Source organism: Mesorhizobium bavaricum (genome assembly GCF_056781655.1).
Window position 1 is genome coordinate 2,033,447 of the sequence record NZ_CM165566.1, and the last position, 19,143, is coordinate 2,052,589.

Genomic DNA, 19,143 nt, shown 5'->3' on the forward strand with positions numbered 1-19,143 from the left:
CGCAACCTCGTCTATTTAGGCAGGTAGGTCTCATAGGGCGTGTCGTTGATCAGCAGGATCACGCATTCTGTGTCGGAGAGGCAGGCGTCGTCATGCATCTCATTGGCCTTCTGGGTCCAGTAGGATCCGGGAGGCAGCTCGACCTTGGTCGCTTCACCACCATCCATCTGCCAGTGCGCCCACAGACCCTGGATCACCACCGCGCGATAGTCGGCGGTGTGCGCGTGAACAGGGGCACGCCAGTTGCCCGGGACTTTCAGCAAGGTTCCCGACGGGCCCTTGGCGCGCTCGCCCCAAAGCGCACCGAGGCGCTGCGGCTGGTCCGGTGCCTCGGCGACATAGGGAATCTTGTCGGTCGGCACGTAACTGTCTTCAAGGGCAAAGGCGTGCCCGGAGGCCACGAGCATGGCGGCGAGCGCCAGGACCTTCAGATGATTTGGCATCGGCTCTCCTCCTGCGTCGACTTGCCGCCGACCCTCAATTGCTGTGCAATGGCAAGCTATTGCATGCAGTCAGCGCGGCAATGACGCTGCGTCCGGAAGGCTTGGCAATTCATCCAAATCCGGCAGCCCAGGGCACCTTCGTTTCACGGAACGCACACGCAATTCCCAAGGGAAAGGGCTATGCGCTTTTCCCGGGAACCGTTTCACGCTTTTCCCGGAATTGCTCAGCCGGCCTGGCGGATATCAGCCTGTTCCTCGGCGCGAAGGTGGCTGGGCGCCGAGCCGATGACTCGCTTGAAGGCTCGGCTGAAGGCGGCATCCGATTCATAGCCGAGACGCGCGGCAACAACGGAGATCTTCATCCGGTCGCGGACCAGCCACTGCCGTGCCTGGTGCATTCTAACCTGGGTGACATATTTTGCCGGCGTTTCGCCAACGATGGTGGCGAACCGTTCGGCAAATCCTGACCGCGAGGCGCCCATCATCCTGGCCAGCGACTCGACCGTCCAGTCGTGGTTCGGCTCGAGATGGATGGCGGCCAGCACGCGCCCGATCTCGCGGTCCCTGACCGCCGCGATCCAGCCGGACGAGTCACCGCAGCCGCGTTCGACCCAGGAGCGGATGACGGTGGCGGCCAGCACGTCAGCCAGCCGCGCCAGGATGCCGCCGGAGCCGACGCGTTCCATCGTCACTTCGCGCGCCATCGAGTCCAGCAGATGCGGAATGCCCGGTTCGTAGGCCTCCAGCTCATGCGTGCGCATCACGTCCGGCATCATGCCGAGCAAGGGATGCAGGCCATCGAGGTTGAAGTACATGCTGGCGCAAAACAGCAGCGTTCCCGGCTGGCAGTCTTTGCCGCACATCTCTTCGTTCGACGTGCAGTAGACGTCCTTGCAGACCTCTTCGAGCTCGTAGCCGTGGATCGGCCAGGCCTGGGCGCCGGGCTCGCTGGCCAGCACATGGGCGGCACCGCGCGGCAGCAGCACCGCATCGCCCGCATTCAGTTCCACCCATTCGCCAGATGGCTGCTTCAGCCAGCAGCCTTTGCGGCCGATGAAATGAAACCGCGCCCCGGGTTGGGCGGGGAACTGGACACCCCAGGGCTCCTTCATTTCGCAGCGGCCGTATTCGACGCCATCAAGGCGCAGCCCGCGCAATATGTCGGTGAGCGGATCGCCCGTAATCGGGATTTTGGACGAATGGTCAAGCATAATGGGGTTTCTAGCATGGAAACTCCAAGTGGTCACTGCCTATGTTGCGTTGCAGGCAAATGCTGCGCTGCAAACAAAGTCGGAGACCGGCCACATAGTCAAGCCCCGATGGCAAGGCATGTAACGGGTGGAGCCCCGGTCGGTCATTCCCTATGTGGCGCTGCAAACAGATCGGAGACTGACCATGGCGGAACCCGCGACAGGCGTCATCGACGCCACTCTTCTGAACCCTGCAGGCTCCGATGAACGAACCGAGCCGGCATGGGGTGCCGTGGTCTCGCTTGCACTCGGTGTTTTTGGCCTCGTTACCGCCGAGTTCCTTCCTGCCAGCCTGCTGACGCCGATGGCTCGCGACCTCGGCGTCACCGAAGGCGTGGCCGGACAAGCGGTGACGGCGACCGCTATCGTCGGCGCCGTTGCCGCGCCCACCATGGCCATCATCACCAGGCGCATGGACCGCAGGCTGGTGATGTGGATGCTGACAATGTTCCTGATCCTCTCCAACCTTTTGGCCACGTTTGCCTCATCGCTTACCGTGCTTCTGCTTGCCCGCGTCGTGCTCGGCGTCGCGCTCGGCGGCTTCTGGGCGATGTCGGCGGCCATGGCGCTGAGGCTGGTGCCGATGCGGCTGATGCCGCGCGCCATGTCGATCATCCTTACCGGCGTTTCACTGGCGACCGTCTGCGCCGCACCGGTCGGCGCCTATGTCGGCGACATCTGGGGCTGGCGCACGGCTTTCATGATCGCCACCGTCGTCGGCGCCCTGGCGCTGCTGGTGCAGGTGGCCACCATCCCGAAATTGCCTCCGGTGGGTGTGGCAAGCTTCCGCACCTTGCTCGATGTGCTGGAGCGTCCCTCTATCAGGGTGGCGCTGCTGGTCGTGCTGCTCGTCGCTTCGGGCCACTTTGCCGGCTTCACCTATGTCCGCCCCTTCCTCGAGAAGGTCCCCGTGCTCGACATCGAGACGATTTCGCTGGTGCTGTTGGCCTATGGCGTAGGCGGCTTCTTCGGCAATGTCGCCGGCGGCATCCTGGCCGAACGCAACCTCAAGGCAGCCGTTGCGCTGGCTCCCTTGCTGATCGCGGCGGCGGCCGCCTCGATGCTGGTCTTCGGCGCCTCGCCCACGATCGCCGCCGCCGCAGTTGCGGTCTGGGGCTTTGCCTTCGGCGCCGTGCCGGTTGGGCTGCAGAGCTGGCTGGTGCGCGCCGCGCCCGATCAGGCCGAAAGCGCCGGCGGGCTGATGGTGTCGACGTTCCAGGTGGCGATCGCCCTTGGTGCCGTCTTCGGTGGCCTGCTGGTCGACCATGCTGGCGTGGCCAGCGCCTTCGCCTATTGCGGCACGGCGACATTGCTGGCGGCTATCGTGGTGTTCCTGCGCGGCCCGAAGCAGGCCGATTAGTCGTCGTACTCACCATCTCCCGATAGCTTCCTGACGCCAGGCCCGGCCCGAGAACCATCATGGTTTTCGAGCCGATGCCATGTGATGGCGGTGACAAACAAACCTTGCCAACGCAGCTGATACGGTGGGGTACCGACAGGCTCAGACCGAGCGCCCGTCGAACTCGAAGACCGGCAAGGTGGATGGGTCAAAATCCGCAACGCAATGCATGTTGATGTAGGCGCTACGCTTGCTGTCATCGCTGACATCCTCCGCGAAGGGGTGGATCCCGCAGGCTCGGCAAAAGCGGTGCGCGATGCCATGGTTGCCGAATGTGTAGGTGCCGAGATCATCGCCCCAGGCCAGAACCTGCAAGGTCTCGTGCGGGATGGCACACAGCAGGGCACCCTTGCGCGAGCAGATCGAGCAGTTGCATCGCACGGCGCCGGTCAGTTCGGCTTCGAACTCGAAGGCGACCTTGCCGCAGTGACAGCTGCCTTTGTAGAGCATCGGGTTCTTCCTCGTGTTCGGCAGGGTGCAAAACCGACTGTGCCGGGTTAAGTCTCGGCAGGCCATGCGCTGGCCGCTATCCAATAAGACGTTCAAGGCGTCCGGAGTCCGACACCGAAATGCAATCAGTCCGCGATCATCTCGAAACCATCCTCGCGCGGCTTGCCGCCCGTGCCGGCGAAGAACGCGTGTTTACGAAGCTCTATGCCGAAGCCGCACGGGCCGCGGCTGACGCCAGCGATGCCCGCAAACGCGCGGGCGTGACCCTTGGGCCGCTCGATGGCACCATTGTCTCGATCAAGGACCTGTTCAATGTCGCCGGCGAGGCGACCACGGCCGGCTCGCTGATGCTCAAGACCGCTGCACCGGCCCTGCGCGACGCCGCCATTGTCTACCGGTTGCGGCAGGCCGGTGCGGTGATCATCGGCAAGACCAACATGACCGAATTCGCCTTCACCGCGATCGGCGACAACCAACACTATGGCACCCCCGGCAATGCGACGGATGCCAGCCGCATCCCAGGCGGCTCGTCTTCGGGTGCCGGCGTTTCCGTCCGTGAAGGCACCTGCGACATTGCTATCGGCTCGGACACTGGCGGCTCGGTGCGCATACCGGCATCGCTCAACGGGGTCGTCGGCTTCAAGCCGACGGCGCGGCGTGTGCCCTTGGCGGGTGCCTATCCATTGTCCGCGACTCTGGATTCGATCGGACCGCTGGCGCTGAGCGTCGCTGCTTGCGCGGTCGCCGACGCCGCGATGGCCGGCGAGGAGCTGCCGGCACTGCACCAGCCGCTCCCGCTTGCCGGGCTTCGCGTCTTTATTCCGCGCGGCCTGCTTTTCGAAGACACCGAAAATGCGGTCGCGGCAGCGTTCGATCGCAGCCTCCGCAAGATCGAACAGACAGGCGCGCGCCTGGCTGACATATCGATCGACGACCTGCTTGCCGATATGCGCGCGGCCACCAAGCGTGGCTCGATCGCTGCGATGGAAGGGGCGGAAATCCATGCCGACTGGCTGGCGACAGGGGCACCGGTGCCGGTCGACCCACATGTCAGCGGGCCTTTGTCGCGGGCGGCAATGCTGCCGACCCCGGTCTACATCAGGGCAATGCGTCGTCGCGCAGCACTTGCCGCCGCCATGGACGAGCGGCTTGCATCGGTCGATGTGCTGGCCCTGCCAACCACACCGGTGACGGCGCCGACCATCGTTTCGATGATCGAGGATGCCGAGTTGCGCGACCGCACCGAGGGCCTGCTGCTGCGCAACACGCAAGTTGCCAACCAGTTCGACCTCTGTGCGATTTCGCTGCCGATGCCTGATATGAAATTGCCTGCCGGGCTGATGCTGGTGGCGCGCAACGGCCATGACCACCATCTGCTGCGCATCGCGGCTGAAGTCGAGCGCTTGCTCTGAGAGGCAGAATCGCAGATCGGCAATCAGTGCGCCGAACAGTGCCTGCGCTCACTCTGCTTCGCGGCGCGTTCGATGCTGGTGACGACCAGCATGGGCGGATCATGTTCGTCGCCGCGATGCTGGATCGACCCTCTGACGACGATCTTTCCCGTGACAAGTTTTTCCGAGACATCGGGTGAGGCTCTGTCTTGCAGCGGCAATGGGGTGGTGTTGAGTTCCACGCCCTCGACGACCTTCCCGGTAACGAGGTCGAGCACGTCGCCCGACGGGCAGGGCTGCATAAAGCAGGCTATCCCATTGTGGCAGTAGACATAACTGCTGCTCTCGGCCGCCGCGAGCGACGGCGATGCCGCGATTGAAGACGTGGCGATAGCGAGGAAGGTGAGGCGAAGACCGGACATGGTTCAACTTCGCGGCGAATTGGGGCGAAAGCGCGATTGTCAGAGATCGCCCGAAAACCGTCGCCGGTAGTGATCGACCACTTCAGGGTTGCGCAGGTTGACCGGCAGTTTGTTGGCCAGAACCAGCAAGGCTTCCCCCGCCGCGCCGACGCCCATGCGCATCATCGATTCCTCGGTGATGCCGGCCATGTGCGGGGTGATGATGACGTTGTCGAAGCTGAAATAGGGATGATTTGGCGGCAGCGGCTGCGTCGAAAACACATCGAGCGCTGCTCCGCCGATTCGGCGTTTCTGCAAAGCCTCGATCAGCGCGTCGTCATCGACGACCGGTCCGCGCGATACGTTGATCAGCAGCGCGTTGGGCTTCATGCGGGCGATGCGCTCACGGTTGATCAGGCCGCGCGTCTCGGGCGTCAACGGACAGCACAGAACGATGACGTCGCTCTGCTCGACCAAGGCGTCGATCGACAGGAAACCGACCTTCTCCGGTGCCGGCTGCATGCTGCGCGTCGTTGCCACCACGTTCAGATCGAAGCCATGCGCCGCAATGTGGCCGACGGCCTGGCCAACGGCACCGAGGCCGACGATGCCGATGGTCTTGCCGGCCAGTTCGCTGTTGGAGTTGGCGTGCTCGCGGCCGGCGAGCCAGCCCTTCGCGCGCAGGTCACGGTCGACGATGCGGAAGCTGCGAAGCAGGGCAAGGGCTGCAAACATGACATGTTCGGCAACCGAGCGGGCATTGACCGCCGGCACATTCGCCACCAGCACACCGGCGTCGAAAGCTGCTTCCATCGGGATCATGTCGAGCCCGGCGCCATGGCGGATCGCTGCCCTCAGCTTCGCCGCACCCTCGAAAAGCTGCGGCGGCAGAGGCGCACGCACGATGACGACATCGGCGTTCTTTGCCTCGGCTGTCAGCGTTGCCGGATCGAGGGCGGAGGCGACGACAAGCTCACCGGCGCCGGCGAGCATGGCCGAGGCGCGCGGATGCAGCGGGTGTGTGGTGAGGATGCGGGCCATCTCGTTCATGCTCTTTCGAGCGTCGGGCTTTGGGATTCCTCTCCATGGCCCTCGATCAGGCCCTTCCAGTAGCTCTCGGCGCCCTGCAGATGAGCGCTCATCAGCGCCTGGGCGAGATTGCCGTCGCGGCGCAGCAGCGCCTCATAGATCTGGATGTGCTCAGCATGCGAACGCACGCTGCGCTCGGGGTCGTTGAAATAGATCGGCAGGCGCTGCTCGCCCATCATGTAGTAGACGCTGCAGACATTGTGGAAGACGCTGTTCTTGGTCGCGCGTACGATCTCGAGGTGGAATTCGCGATCCTCCCTGGCAAGGCCTTCGCCTGCGGCGATGCGCTCTTCCGACGCTTTCAGGATTTCGCGCAGCCGCTCGAAATTCTCCTCGGTGGCGCGCGAACAGGCGAGCTCGGCCGCCTTGATCTCGTGGATCTTGCGCAACTCGACCGTCTCGTAGATCTGGATCGGGTCGAGCGGCAGACCGGCGCGCGCGAACAGCGCCATTGCCTCGACGCTGGCCTGCTTGGTGTCGATGTAGATGCCGGACTTGGCCCGGCGCTCGACGATGCGCATGGCTTCGAGGATGGCGAGCGCTTCGCGGATCTGGCCGCGGCTGACGCCGAAATGCTCGGCCAACTCGCGTTCCGACGGCGTTCGGCCGGTCTCCTTGTCCGAATGGGAGAACAGGTAGGCGGCGAGTTCCGCGAGAAGGTTCTTTTCTTTCATCGTCAACCGCGTTGCGCGTGCGCCTCCAGGAACCGCTCCGAAATGGTGAATCCCAGACCCGGCTTTTCCGGGATCGCTATCATACCGTCCTCGGCTTCGACAGTCTCTTCGATCAGATCATGGATCATCGGGTTGGCGCCGAGCGAATATTCGACGGTGAAACTAGCCGGCGAAGCAGCGCAGACATGCAGCCCGGCGAAGAAGCAGGGCGCGCCGGCCCATAGATGGGGCGCAAAGCGCAGGTTGAAGGCGCTGGCGATGGTGCCGATCTTCATCGCCTCGCTGATACCGCCGCAGAAGGCCGGATCGGGCTGGAAGATATCGGCGGCCTTGAGCACGGCGAGGTCGCGGAAGGCATAGCGCGTCGCCTCGCTTTCGCCGGTGGCGATCGGGACGGCGCCGCTTGCCCGCACCTCGGCCATGCCCGGCTTGTCGTCGGCGACGATCGGCTCCTCGAACCAGGCGAGGTCCAGATCGTTGACGAGGTGGATGAAGCGCTTGGCTTCGGCCACCGTGTAGGTGCCATGGGCGTCGACCATCAATTCGACATCGGGGCCAAGCGCCTGCCGTGCAGCACGGACGCGGGCAGCGGAAACATGCGCGGCGCCATCCATGGCGCCAATCCGCATCTTCAGCGCTTTGAAGCCGCCCTTGGCGATATAGGACTTCAACTGCTCGCCGATGGCGTCGGCGGCTGCCCAGCCGCCGGACGCATAGGCCGGCATGCGGTCGAGCTTGCGGCCGCCGAGGAGCCGCCACACCGGAACCCCAAGCGATTTGCCCAAAATATCCCAGAGCGCGATGTCGACAGCGCTGATGGCAGCTATGCTCATGCCGCGCCGTGCCAGCTGCGGCATGGCGTGGCCGGCGCGGGCGGCGCTGTCGTGGCGCACGCCGTTGTAGAGCATCTCCCAGATGACGCCGATGTCGGCCGGATCGCGGCCGATCAGTTGCGGCCCGACCTCGTGGTTCAGCATGTGGACAAGCGCCCCGTAGGTGCCGGCGCTGCCGGCGGCGTTCTTGCCTTCACCCCAGCCGACCAGCCCGTCATCCGTCTCGATGCGCAGGATGGCGGCGTCAAAGGTCGTCACCTGACCAAAGTCGCTGCGGTGTTGCCGAGCGGCTTCGATCGGGATGCGGACCCACCAGGCTTGGATGGTCTTGATGCGCATGGTCTTCCCCAGCCCCGCCGCCGGTCAGGGCGGAAGGGCAAATTCCCAACAGGCGGTCGACTACTTGATCAGCGGCAGCAACGTTTCGGCGGTGATGCGCATCTGGTCGGTGTAGAATTTCTCCGTCAGCACGCTGGAGCCGTGATCCTGGATGAACTTCAGCTGTTCGGGCGAGATGTCGACCGGGTGGCGCTCGACCATGTCGGGATAGGGTGCGGCCGGCGTGCGGTCGACGGGTGCCACGAACTCGTTGGTCAGCGCGCCGTCGTAGCCGACCTCCTTCAGCGTGGCGACGATCTTCGGCCAGTCGATCTGGCCGAGGCCGGCGGCGAAGCGGTTGTTGTCGGCGACATGGAAGTCGAACAGGCGCTTGCCGACCTGCCGGATCGCGTCATGGACGTTAAATTCCTCCATGTGGATATGATAGGCGTCGAGGCAGACGCCGCATTCGGGGCTGACAGCGTCAGCCAGCGCCAGGGCCTGGGCGCCGCGATTGAAAAGATAGGTTTCGAAGCGATTGAGCGGCTCAACGGCAATCTTCACGCCAACCTTCTTGGCGTGGGTGAAGCATTCACGGGTTGCGTCGACAACCCACTTCCATTCCTCTTCCTCGGTGCCATCGGGCACCACCTTGCCGACGGTTGCCGGAACCAGCGTGATGATCTCGCCATCGAGTTCGCTGATCATGGTCAGCACGTCCTTGACATACTGTACCGAACGCTCGCGCTGGCCCTGGTCCTTGGCGGCGAGGTTGCGCTCGCCCAACATCAAGGTCACCGCGCCCCAGCAGCGGATGCCATGCTCCTTCAGCAGGGCTCGGGTCTCCTTGGTCTTGTACTGCTCGGGCTCGCCGGAGATCTCGATCGACTCATAGCCGAATTTCTTGATGCGCTTGAGCGTCGTCTCCAACGGCTCCGCGCGCATCCAGTTGTGCGTCGAAAGATGCATGGTCTGTCCTTCCCAAATTCGCCTTTATGGTTCGCCTGCGACATGCATCGCCAAAAGGCGACGCAAGGGTTCCTCCCCAAGGCATCCCCAGCCTTTTCCTCGCAAACTGGTTCGACCAATTGGGCCTGAAGCGAGGTCTACAGCAATTTGTTCTGAACGGCAAGAAGTGCGGTAATGCTACTTTTCGCCCGGATCATTCCATTGATTATATTGAGATATATATCCTTCTTTCGCAAACCTGGAGGGCTCAGCTAGTGCATGGCGAGGCTTGACCAAATCCTCGCATTTGGTAATACCAGAATGGCGACGCGCACAAGCGTCCGGTGCGAAAAGACCAAAGTGGCTGGCCCTGCTTCCAATCGGCGCTATGCTCGGTCGCGAGAAAAAATGAGGAGGATGCCGATGCCGACGACAATGAAGGGCCCTGGACTGTTTCTGGCGCAGTTCGCGGGCGATGCCGCGCCGTTCAATTCACTGGCGTCGATCACCAAATGGGCGGCCGGTCTCGGCTACAAGGGCGTGCAGATCCCGACCTGGGACGCGCGGCTGTTCGATCTCAAGAAGGCGGCGTCGTCAAAGACCTATTGCGACGAGGTGAAGGGCATCTGCGCTGACGCCGGTGTCGAGATCACCGAATTGTCGACGCACCTGCAGGGGCAATTGGTGGCGGTGCATCCGGCCTATGATGCGCAGTTCGACGGCTTTGCGCCGGCTTCGGTGCACAACAATCCCAAGGCGCGGCAGAAATGGGCGGTCGAACAGATGAAGTTCGGCGCCAAGGCCTCGAAGAACCTTGGCCTCAAGGCCTCGGTGAGCTTCTCCGGAGCGCTGGCCTTCCCTTACCTCTATCCCTGGCCACAGCGGCCGGCCGGACTGATCGAGGAGGCATTCGCCGAGCTCGGCAAGCGCTGGAAGCCGATCCTCGACGTCTATGAGGACAATGGCGTCGACGTCGGCTACGAAATCCATCCCGGCGAGGACGTGTTCGACGGCGCCACCTTCGAGATGTTCCTCGACGCGGTCGGTGGCCACAGACGCTGCAACATCAACTACGATCCGTCGCACTTCCTGCTGCAGCAGCTCGACTATCTCGAATTCATCGACATCTATCACGAGCGCATCAAGGCGTTCCACGTCAAGGACGCCGAGTTCAATCCAACCGGCCGACAGGGCGTTTATTCCGGCTATCAGAGCTGGACCAACCGGGCCGGCCGCTTCCGCTCGCTCGGCGACGGACAGGTGGATTTCGGCGGCATCTTTTCCAAGCTGACGCAGTACGATTATGATTCCTGGGCGGTGCTGGAATGGGAATGCTGCCTGAAACATCCTGAAGACGGTGCGGCAGAGGGCGCGCCGTTCATCCAGCATCATATCATCCGGGTCACGGAAAAGGCATTCGACGACTTCGCCGGCGGCGCCACAGACAAGAAAGTGCTGCGCGGCATGATGGGAATTTAATGCAGCTTTCCTCCCCTCGAGGGAGGCTGGCCCGAAGGGTACCTCTACGACCCACCCCGATCCGCTGCGCGGATCGCCCCTCCTTCAAGGCGGAGGGCTATCTCAGACACGAGGAGAAGAAACATGGTCGGCGCATCGAAGTCGGAAACGGGAGGCGGCCCGATCCGCTACGGCATGGTAGGCGGCGGGCAAGGCGCCTTCATCGGTGCGGTGCACCGGATCGCGGCGCGCATTGACAATGACTTCGTGCTGGTCGCCGGTGCGCTGTCCTCCGATCCGGCACGCGCCAAGGCATCGGCCGCCGAACTCGGCCTCGACCCGGACCGCAGCTACGCTTCCTACGCGGAGATGGCCAAGGCCGAAGCGAAACGCCCCGACGGTATCGAGGCAGTAGCCATCGTCACCCCCAACAATGTCCATGTGCCGGCGGCAAAGGCTTTCCTGGAGGCCGGCATCCACGTCATTTGCGACAAGCCGCTGGCAACGACGCTAGCCGAGGCCAAGAAGCTCGCCGCTGTGGTCGAGAAGACCGGCAAGGTGTTCGTGCTCACCCATAACTACACCGCCTATCCGATGATCCGGCAGGCGCGCGAGATGGTGGCCAAGGGCGTGCTCGGCGACATCCGCATCGTGCAGTCGGAGTATCCGCAGGACTGGCTGACCGAGGACCTCGCCGCCACCGGCCAGAAGCAGGCGTCATGGCGCGGCGATCCCAAACAGGCAGGCGCCGGCGGCGCGCTGGGCGACATCGGCACGCATGCCTACAATCTGGCGCGCTTCGTCTCGGGTCTGGAGCTCGACTCCCTGTCGGCCGATCTCGACGCCTTCGTGCCGGGTCGTTTGCTCGACGACAATGTCAACGTCATGCTGCGCTTCAAGCCAGCCGGCAAGACGCACCCGGCCAAGGGCATGATCTGGGCAAGCCAGGTGGCGCCGGGCCATGAGAACGGGCTGAAGCTGCGCATCTATGGCTCGAAGGGCGGGCTGGAATGGGTGCAGGCCGACCCGAACTATCTCTGGTACACGCCGTTCGGCCAACCGAAGCAGTTGATCACCCGCAATGGCGCCGGCGCGCTGCCGGTGGCGGGGCGTGTCAGCCGCGTGCCGTCGGGCCATCCCGAAGGCTATCTCGAAGGTTTCGCCAACATCTACCAGGAGGCCGCGCGTGCCATCCGCGCAGCCCGCAAGAAGGGCGGCAAGCCGGCAAAGGATGTCGTCTTCCCGACCATTCAGGACGGCGTCGAGGGCATGGCCTTCATCGAGGCCTGCGTGAAGTCGTCGAAGAAGAATGGAGCCTGGACGAAGCTTTAGGCTGAATGGATCTGGGGGGATCAAGGGGAGGGCGTCGATGAAAATCGGCATGTGCATGTTCTTGTGGACGACGGCGGTATCGAAGAAACACGAGCCGTTGCTCCGCGATATCAAGGCTACCGGTTTCGATGGCGTCGAGATACCGATCTTCGCCGGCACCCCCGACGACTACAAGAAGTTGGGTGATCTGCTTGATCGCATCGGGCTCGGGCGCACCGCTGTCTCGGCGATGGGCGATCCGGCGATGAACCTGATCGCGGCCGACGCTGCGACGCGCAAGGCCGGCATCGACTACATGAAATGGGCAATCGACTGTGCCGATGCGCTCGGCGCCAGGACGCTGAGCGGGCCGCTGCATTCGACCCTCGGCGGCTTTTCCGGCTCCGGGCCGACAGCCGCCGAGAAGAAGCGCTCGGTCGCCTCGCAACGTGCCATCGGCGACCATGCCGGCAACAGGAACGTCACCATCGGGCTCGAGGCGCTGAACCGCTTCGAATGCTATCTTCTCAACACGATGGCGGATCTGTCGGAGCATATCGATGCCATCGACCGGCCGCACATCAAGGCGATGTATGACACTTTCCACGCCAACATCGAGGAGGCCGACCCGATCGGCGCCTATACAAAACACCGCAGGAATGTCGTGCATATCCACATCTCGGAGAACGACCGCGGCGTGCCGGGGCGCGGCAACATCCCGTGGAAGGAAACCTTCTCCGCCATCCGCAAGAGCGGCTATGACGACTGGCTGACGATCGAGGCCTTCGGCCGCTCGCTGAAGGACCTGGCAGCGGCAACCAAGGTGTGGCGCGATTTTTCCGAGAGTCCCGAAGCCGTCTACCGCGACGGCTACAAGCATATCAGGGACGGGTGGAAGAAAGCGGCATAGGGCGTGTCGATATTCAGGTGAGCCGGTCTGTAAATGCCGGGTTCGTGCGCTTCCGGTACTTACGTACCCAAAAGTACGCTCCGTTCCGGTTCTCGGAACCAGCATTTTCGACTCGGCCTGACCTGAATCTCAACGCGCCCTGAAGCGCCGGGATGGCTAACCCTGCTCGGCCTGGATCCTGTTGTAGTCGTGGATGGTCTGGCTCAGGCGGCGGCGCAGGAAATTGGAAATGCTGTCGAAGATGAAGACCACGACCAGGATCAGCAGCACCATGTAGAAGACATTGGCCCAGTTGGAGTTGGTGCGCATTGCTTCCCACAATTTCAGGCCGATGCCGCCGGCGCCGACGGCACCGATGATGGTCGCACCCCTTGTGTTGGATTCCCACTGGTAGAGCGTCTGGCTGATCAACACCGGCACCACTTCTGGCAACACGCCGTAGCGCTGCACCAGAAGGCCGTTGGCACCGGTCGAGATGACACCCTCGCGCGGCTTGTCGTCGATGTTCTCCAGCGCCTCGGAATAGGTTTTGCCGAGCGTGCCGATCTCGGTGAAGAAGATAGCGGCACTGCCCGCCAGCGGTCCCGGGCCGAAGGCGCGGGTGAAGAACAGCGCCCAGATCAGCATGTCTATGGAGCGCATGAAGTCGAAGAAGCGCTTGAGCACCTGGTTGACCAGGCGGCTCGGCGTGATGTTGCGGGCGGCGAAGAAGGCCAGCGGGAAGGCGACGATGCCGCCGAGCATGGTACCGAGAAAGGCCATGACGATGGTCTGCAAAAGCTTGGTCCAGACGTCGCCATGCTGCCACTGGGCGTTGTTCCAGATGTTGTCGCCGGCCAGCGCCAGATTGGATGTGCCCGACTTGAGCTCGGGCCCGGACACGATCAGCGAGGCGACTTCGCTCGCCGACTTGCCGAAGAAGGGCGAGCGCGTGTCGAAGACGAAATTCGCCCAGCCGAGAAAGCGCTTGCGTATCTTGACGCGGTCGACGGCGACGCGGACCTCGCCGGCAAAGCCCATGTCGGCGACGACCTCGTCCTCATGCGCGGTGATCCAGTCGGGAACCGGGCCCGAGATCAGCGGCTTGCCGGTACCCAGCGAGACCGCCAAGGTCTCACCATTGGCAATGACAGTGGCTTGCATCTTGTCGAAGGTGACCGAATTGGCGGCACCGTCGATCAAGATCGTCACGGAACCGTCGGCATTGGTCTTCTCCCAGTCCGGATGCGGATTGTCGCCAAGCGCGGAGAAGCGCGGATATTTGGCGGTGATCTGCGGCTCGTCGAGGCGGAAGATCGGCTGTACGTCGTAACTGATCCACTGGGTCAGGAACAGCGGCAGGCGCTCCCAGTGCGATTCCCGCATCACCTGCGGCAGATTGAAGAACCACAGGGCATAGAGCAGGTAGAGAAAGGTGCCGCCAAGCAGCAGCAGCGGCCCGAAGCGCTTGTAGAACGGTCGCCGGAACACTTGCGGGAAGCGCTCCTCGATCGACTGGATTTCATCGGCAGTCATGGCAGCCATTGGTTAAGCTCCCATCACGAATGCCTGCTCGCCGACCAGCTTGCGGCGCAGCCAGGCGGAGAACTGATCGACGATGAAGATCGTCGTGAACAGGAGCAGCACCAGCGCCAGCGTCTTGGCGCCGAAGCCGCGCGAAATGGACAGCTTCAACTCCTCGCCTATGCCGCCGCCGCCGACCGCGCCCATGATGGTGGAGATGCGGACGTTTATCTCGACGCGGAGCAGCGTGTAGGACATGAAATTGGGCAGCACCTGCGGCAGGCCGGCAAAGCGCACCCGCTCGAACCAGTTGGCGCCGACGGCCCTCAGGCCTTCCTCGGCGCGCATGTCGATGTTCTCGTTGATCTCGTAGAAGAGCTTGCCCAATGCGCCGATCGAATGCAGGCCGATGGCGATGATGGCGGCAATCGGGCCGATCGAGACGATGGCCGCGAACAGCCCGGCGATGACGATCTCGGGAAAGGCGCGCAGCAGTTCCATGAAGCGCTTGACGACAAGCCTCAACACCGGATGCGGCGTCAGATTGCGCGCCGCGATGAAGGAAAACGGTACGGCAAAGACGAAGCCGATGAAGGTCGAGACCAGCGCCACGTTCAGCGTGGTCAGCATCAGTTCGAAATACTCGGGAATGTAGAAGCTGCCCCAGATGTAGGACCGGCCGAGCGGAAAGTTGAATTCCTGGGTGCCGGTGTCATGGGGGGAGGCGATGTCGAACATCGCCCGCCAGACATCGTTCCAGTCCTTGGGGACGAGCCAGCTCAGGAAATCCAGTATGTGCGGCAGGCGGTCGAAGAAATGCCCGGCATTGGCCTCGTCGGCGAACCACATGGTGCTGCCGAGCGCGACAAGCAGCAGGCCGACACCGATGGCGGTGTAGAGCCGGCGCAAGGACGTCTGGCGACGCCAGGCGTCGGCTGCCCGGTGCGTCGCGTCTGAATGGACTGTCACGGAAAGGGTCATGATCGGGCATGCAGAAAGGGCGGCGTTTTCTCAACGCCGCCCTTGCTGATTTGCCGTTAGCCGCCGATGGCTGCCTTACGGGCTTCGACGATGACGTTGTAGAAGTCCGGCTTCACCGGGACGTAGCCGGTAAAATCGCCGCCTTCGACGCCTTCGAAGCAAGCCTTGTCCTTCTTGGGCAGTTGCGTGAAGAAGTCGGCAAGCTTGGCAGTCATTTCGTCGCCGAGCGCGGTGCGCACGACCAGCGGGCCGTTCGGGATCAGGCCCGAGCGCCAGACTTCGATGAAGTCGTTGGCGTCGACGGCGCCCTTGGCGACTTCCTTGTGGAAGGTGCCGGAGGTGTAGCCGTCCTTGAAGTCGCCGATGCCGGAGGAATCGTCCACCGCCACGTCAACCTTGCCGTCACGCACGGCCAGAACATTGTTCTCGTGGCCGCCGTTGAACTGGGTCGAAGCGAAGAATTTTTCGTTCGAAGCGCCGGTGTCCTTCGGGATCTGGGTCAGCGGGATCAGATAGCCGGAGGTCGAATCCGGATCGGCGTAGCCGAGTTTCTTGCCCTTGGCCGACTTGATGTCGGTGATGCCGGAGGACTTCAGCGCCAGGCCGATCGAATAGTAGCCGGTCGCGCCGTCGGTCTGCTGGGTGGTGAGGATCGGGGTGACCGCCTTCGGGTCCTTGAGAACGACGCTGGCGTAGCCGGAAGCGCCGAGTTCGGCGAAGTCGAGCGTACCGCCGAGCAGGCCCTGGATGACGCCGTCATAGTCGGCGGCGGGGAACAGCGAGACCTTTTCGAAGCCGAATTCGGCCTTCAGATGGTCGGCGAGGCACTGGTAGTTGCGCAGCCGGTCGGTCTCGTTTTCACCGCCGAGAATGCCGACGCGGAATTCCTTCATATCGGCGGCGTGAGCCATGCTGGTCGCCATGGCGAGCACCGAAACGGCGCTGAAAACCTTCTTCCTGAACATGGATATCTCTCCTGTAGGTTCCAGCCCCGCGCCGGCAGCGTTCGTAATTTTGACAGGTGCCCTTGACGCGGGCTGGCGATCCAGGCCGCTCTCAATATCCCGGGAAAGCGGGCTCGAGCGGTCCGGCGGATGCGGCGATCTTTTGCTTGAAGGCAACGCTGGTCGAGGTGATGGCCTCGGAGATTTCGCCGCCATTGCTGTCGGCGCCATAGACGAGACGCACGGCCTCGCGGTTGAGCTCTTCCGGCGTGCCGTCGAAGACGACCTTGCCGGCAGCCATGCCAATAATGCGGTTGCAGTAGGTGCGGGCGGTGTCCAGCGTGTGAAGATTGGTGACGACGGTGATGCCTTCGCGCAGATTGATGTCCTGCAGTGAATCCATCACCACCTTGGCATTGAGCGGGTCGAGCGAGGCGATCGGCTCGTCGGCGAGGATCACCTTGGGCTGCTGCATCATGGCGCGAGCAATGGCGACGCGCTGTTGCTGGCCACCCGACAAGGTGCCGGCGGGCTGCAATGCGGTGCGGGCGATGTCGAGCCGCTCCAGTGCGGCGACTGCCTCGGCGCATTCGGCGCGGGAGAACATTCCGAACATATTGGTGAGGGTCGAACGGTGGTTCAGCTTGCCGAGCAGCACATTGGTCAGCACGTCGAGGCGCGGCACCAGGTTGAACTGTTGGAAGATCATGGCGCAATCGCGCTGCCAGCGCCGCAGCGGTGAACCGCGCAATTGGGAGACCTCGGCGCCGTCAAAAAAAATCGACCCCTGGCTGGGATCGATGAGACGGTTGATCATGCGTAGAAGGGTCGACTTGCCAGCACCCGAACGGCCGATAATGCCGACCATCTCACCCTGCGGGATCGAGATGTTGATGTCGCTTACGGCAGTGTTCTTGCCAAATCGTCGGGTGACGCCGCGGATTTCGAGCGTGGCTGACATGATGGTTTCCAGTCCAGTCGCGGTTGAAGGTCTGTCAGCCTTGGCTAGCGCAGCGCCATGAACCTGCGGTGTCGGATTGATGTCAGTTTTGTTACCGCCTACAGGCGCTGCGTCAGGCGCCTGTTGCCGTCGATCAGCCGAGCACCAGCAATTCCTCGAAATGCTCCATGTCCTTGAAGCTGCAGAAGGCCGGAGCCCGGATCTCGATCACGGAGGCCTGCTGCTCGAAAAGCGCGAGAGAGTCATCGAACAGGTCCTGCCATGCTGCTGCCCTGTCATCCGCAAGACGCTGGATCTGATAGGCGAAGGTGATGTGGAAGACATAGCTGTCGTGGTCGGGGTGGCGGCAACCCAACGGCACTGCCAGTGCATCGCGCCAGGCGCGCATGATGCGCACGTCGTCGTCCGTTGCGCCGGCAACGGTGAGGCCGGTCGGCACGATCTCGATCACCTTGATGGCGCGTCCTGCCCCGGCGATGTGTCAGGGATATGAAACAGGCTCACCCATGACAATGATGTGATGGCTTATCCGCCATATTTTTCCAGAAAGGCCTCGGCCGACAGTTCCCGGAAATCATCTAGCGCTGTCCGCAGCTTGGCATGGTCCCAGTCCCACCAGGCGAGCGCCTGGTAGCGTTCCGCGGTGCGGCGGTCGAAGCGCTCGCGGATCGGTCTGGCCGGCACGCCGCCGACGACGGTGTAGGGCGCAACATCCTTCGACACGACGGCCCCGGCACCGACCGCGGCACCATCGCCGACGGTGACGCCGGGCAGGATGGTCGAGCCGTGGCCGAGCCAGGTGTCGTGGCCGATGGTGACGCGCTTGGCGCGGCGCTGGGCGAAGAACTCGCTCTCGTGCTCGGCGTCGTCCCAATAGTCTGAAGCGCGATAGGTGAAATGGTGCAGCGTCGGCCGCCATGTCGGGTGGTTGGTGGCGTTGATGCGCACGCTTGCTGCAATGTTGGAAAACTTGCCGATCGTCGCGCACCAGACGGCGCAGTCCTGCATCATGTAGGAATAGTCACCGAGGGTGCTTTCGGAAACCCGGCTGCGGTCGGCGATCTCGGTCCAGCGGCCGAGCGTCGAGTTCTGCACGTCCGCCGTCTGGTGGACCAGCGGCGTCTCCGACAATTTCCTGGTCATGCGGCGATTTTTCCGGGAGCGAAAGCGGTGACGTCGATGATGCGGTCGGCGACCGCCTCGCGCACATCGTGGTCGTGGAAGATGCCGAGCAGGGCGACGCCCGCCGCCTTCTTGGCAGCGATGAGGTCGATCACCACGTCGCGGTTTCTGGCATCGAGCGATGCGGTCGGCTCGTCGAGCAGAAGGATCGGGTGCTCGGTGATGAAGCCGCGCGCGATGTTGACGCGCTGTTGCTCGCCACCAGAGAAGGTTGCCGGCGGCAATGCCCAGAGTTTTTCCGGCAGGTTGAGTTGCGCCAGCAAGGCGCGTGCCTTGCCGCGCGCGCTCTCGCGGTCCTCGCCGCGCTCGACCAGCGGTTCGGCGACGACATCCAGCGCCGAGACGCGCGGCACGGTGCGCAGGAACTGGCTGACATAGCCGATGGTCTGGCGGCGTATGGCAAGCACGGTGCGCGGGCTGGCGGTAGCGAGGTCGATCAGTTCGTCATCGTGCTTGACGATGATCTGGCCTTCGTCGACGGCATAGTTGCCGTAGAGCATCTTAAGGATCGAGCTCTTGCCGACACCGGACGGGCCGCCGAGCACGGTGCACTCACCGGCCCTGATCGAGAACGAGACACCGGTGACGACAGGCAGTTTGATGCCGTCGCGCAGATGCATGGTGAAGCTCTTGGCGACGTCGGAAACAACGAGAGGCGTCGGCATGTCAGTGTCCCTTGTTTTGCCGCATGATCCGG

Annotated in this window: 20 protein-coding genes; 5 read left to right on the forward strand and 15 right to left on the reverse strand. The window is 63.3% G+C overall.

All coding sequences use genetic code 11. The annotated features are described in order from the left end of the window. Positions 1-11 precede the first annotated feature (11 nt). Both AC1RZR_RS09905 and AC1RZR_RS09910 read right to left on the reverse strand, forming a co-directional pair. The gene (locus AC1RZR_RS09905) at positions 12-443 is read right to left on the reverse strand and encodes a DUF4437 domain-containing protein (protein WP_481828390.1); all 432 of its coding nucleotides are present in this window, start codon (positions 441-443) and stop codon (positions 12-14) included. Positions 444-667: 224 nt separating this feature from the next. Beyond that, complete coding sequence (locus AC1RZR_RS09910) at positions 668-1,654, reverse strand: AraC family transcriptional regulator (protein ID WP_379103155.1); 987 nt, start codon at positions 1,652-1,654, stop codon at positions 668-670. Between the two features lie 184 nt (positions 1,655-1,838). On the opposite strand from AC1RZR_RS09910, the gene AC1RZR_RS09915 reads away from it, so the two are divergent. Beyond that, positions 1,839-3,053 carry an MFS transporter gene (locus AC1RZR_RS09915; RefSeq protein ID WP_477278093.1) on the forward strand — a complete coding sequence of 405 codons (1,215 nt, stop codon included), beginning with the start codon at positions 1,839-1,841 and terminating at the stop codon, positions 3,051-3,053. A gap of 141 nt (positions 3,054-3,194) precedes the next feature. Here AC1RZR_RS09915 and AC1RZR_RS09920 read toward each other — a convergent pair whose 3' ends face one another. Next, the gene (locus tag AC1RZR_RS09920; RefSeq protein WP_477278091.1) at positions 3,195-3,542 is read right to left on the reverse strand and encodes a GFA family protein; all 348 of its coding nucleotides are present in this window, start codon (positions 3,540-3,542) and stop codon (positions 3,195-3,197) included. A 119-nt stretch (positions 3,543-3,661) separates the two neighbouring features. Here AC1RZR_RS09920 and AC1RZR_RS09925 point away from each other — a divergent pair, with 119 nt between their 5' ends. Next, entirely contained in the window at positions 3,662-4,954 is a 1,293-nt protein-coding gene (locus AC1RZR_RS09925) for an amidase (protein ID WP_477278089.1), read from the forward strand. Positions 4,955-4,977: 23 nt separating this feature from the next. On the opposite strand, the gene AC1RZR_RS09930 is transcribed toward AC1RZR_RS09925, so the two are convergent. Genes AC1RZR_RS09930 through AC1RZR_RS09950 form a run of 5 tightly spaced genes read right to left on the reverse strand, consistent with a single transcriptional unit; the run spans position 4,978 to position 9,217 of the window. Further along, positions 4,978-5,355 carry a hypothetical protein gene (locus AC1RZR_RS09930; protein WP_477278087.1) on the reverse strand — a complete coding sequence of 126 codons (378 nt, stop codon included), beginning with the start codon at positions 5,353-5,355 and terminating at the stop codon, positions 4,978-4,980. Positions 5,356-5,394: 39 nt separating this feature from the next. After that, positions 5,395-6,375 carry a hydroxyacid dehydrogenase gene (locus AC1RZR_RS09935; protein ID WP_477278154.1) on the reverse strand — a complete coding sequence of 327 codons (981 nt, stop codon included), beginning with the start codon at positions 6,373-6,375 and terminating at the stop codon, positions 5,395-5,397. A gap of 5 nt (positions 6,376-6,380) precedes the next feature. Then, complete coding sequence (locus AC1RZR_RS09940; protein ID WP_477278085.1) at positions 6,381-7,097, reverse strand: FadR/GntR family transcriptional regulator; 717 nt, start codon at positions 7,095-7,097, stop codon at positions 6,381-6,383. A 2-nt stretch (positions 7,098-7,099) separates the two neighbouring features. After that, positions 7,100-8,269, reverse strand: coding sequence for a mandelate racemase/muconate lactonizing enzyme family protein (locus AC1RZR_RS09945; RefSeq protein ID WP_477278083.1), 1,170 nt, complete (start codon positions 8,267-8,269; stop codon positions 7,100-7,102). A 60-nt stretch (positions 8,270-8,329) separates the two neighbouring features. Further along, complete coding sequence (locus tag AC1RZR_RS09950) at positions 8,330-9,217, reverse strand: sugar phosphate isomerase/epimerase family protein (protein WP_095084784.1); 888 nt, start codon at positions 9,215-9,217, stop codon at positions 8,330-8,332. 402 nt (positions 9,218-9,619) lie between these two features. Here AC1RZR_RS09950 and AC1RZR_RS09955 point away from each other — a divergent pair, with 402 nt between their 5' ends. The 3 genes from AC1RZR_RS09955 to AC1RZR_RS09965 all read left to right on the forward strand — a co-directional run bounded on the left by AC1RZR_RS09955 (position 9,620) and on the right by AC1RZR_RS09965 (position 12,875). Then, on the forward strand, positions 9,620-10,675 hold the full coding sequence (locus tag AC1RZR_RS09955; RefSeq protein ID WP_379103138.1) for a sugar phosphate isomerase/epimerase family protein: 1,056 nt from the start codon (positions 9,620-9,622) through the stop codon (positions 10,673-10,675). A gap of 123 nt (positions 10,676-10,798) precedes the next feature. After that, complete coding sequence (locus AC1RZR_RS09960) at positions 10,799-11,986, forward strand: Gfo/Idh/MocA family protein (RefSeq protein WP_477278080.1); 1,188 nt, start codon at positions 10,799-10,801, stop codon at positions 11,984-11,986. A 37-nt stretch (positions 11,987-12,023) separates the two neighbouring features. Next, on the forward strand, positions 12,024-12,875 hold the full coding sequence (locus tag AC1RZR_RS09965; protein ID WP_477278079.1) for a sugar phosphate isomerase/epimerase family protein: 852 nt from the start codon (positions 12,024-12,026) through the stop codon (positions 12,873-12,875). Positions 12,876-13,031: 156 nt separating this feature from the next. Here AC1RZR_RS09965 and phnE (AC1RZR_RS09970) read toward each other — a convergent pair whose 3' ends face one another. From phnE (AC1RZR_RS09970) to phnL, 7 genes are all read right to left on the reverse strand, one after another. After that, on the reverse strand, positions 13,032-14,399 hold the full coding sequence (phnE, locus tag AC1RZR_RS09970) for a phosphonate ABC transporter, permease protein PhnE (RefSeq protein ID WP_481828391.1): 1,368 nt from the start codon (positions 14,397-14,399) through the stop codon (positions 13,032-13,034). A 3-nt stretch (positions 14,400-14,402) separates the two neighbouring features. Further along, a complete protein-coding gene (gene phnE, locus AC1RZR_RS09975) occupies positions 14,403-15,359 on the reverse strand; it encodes a phosphonate ABC transporter, permease protein PhnE (RefSeq protein WP_481828392.1) in 957 nt (318 codons plus the stop codon). Positions 15,360-15,415: 56 nt separating this feature from the next. Next, positions 15,416-16,324, reverse strand: coding sequence for a phosphonate ABC transporter substrate-binding protein (gene phnD / locus AC1RZR_RS09980; protein WP_477278073.1), 909 nt, complete (start codon positions 16,322-16,324; stop codon positions 15,416-15,418). A 91-nt stretch (positions 16,325-16,415) separates the two neighbouring features. Continuing rightward, the gene (gene phnC, locus AC1RZR_RS09985; protein WP_477278070.1) at positions 16,416-17,264 is read right to left on the reverse strand and encodes a phosphonate ABC transporter ATP-binding protein; all 849 of its coding nucleotides are present in this window, start codon (positions 17,262-17,264) and stop codon (positions 16,416-16,418) included. Between the two features lie 133 nt (positions 17,265-17,397). Beyond that, positions 17,398-17,715: a hypothetical protein gene (locus AC1RZR_RS09990; RefSeq protein WP_481828393.1), complete on the reverse strand. Its 318-nt coding sequence runs from the start codon at positions 17,713-17,715 to the stop codon at positions 17,398-17,400. A 74-nt stretch (positions 17,716-17,789) separates the two neighbouring features. Then, positions 17,790-18,407, reverse strand: coding sequence for a DapH/DapD/GlmU-related protein (locus AC1RZR_RS09995; RefSeq protein WP_481828394.1), 618 nt, complete (start codon positions 18,405-18,407; stop codon positions 17,790-17,792). Further along, complete coding sequence (phnL, locus tag AC1RZR_RS10000; protein WP_481828395.1) at positions 18,404-19,111, reverse strand: phosphonate C-P lyase system protein PhnL; 708 nt, start codon at positions 19,109-19,111, stop codon at positions 18,404-18,406. The genes AC1RZR_RS09995 and phnL overlap by 4 nt, the downstream gene beginning before the upstream one ends. Positions 19,112-19,143: the final 32 nt, after the last annotated feature.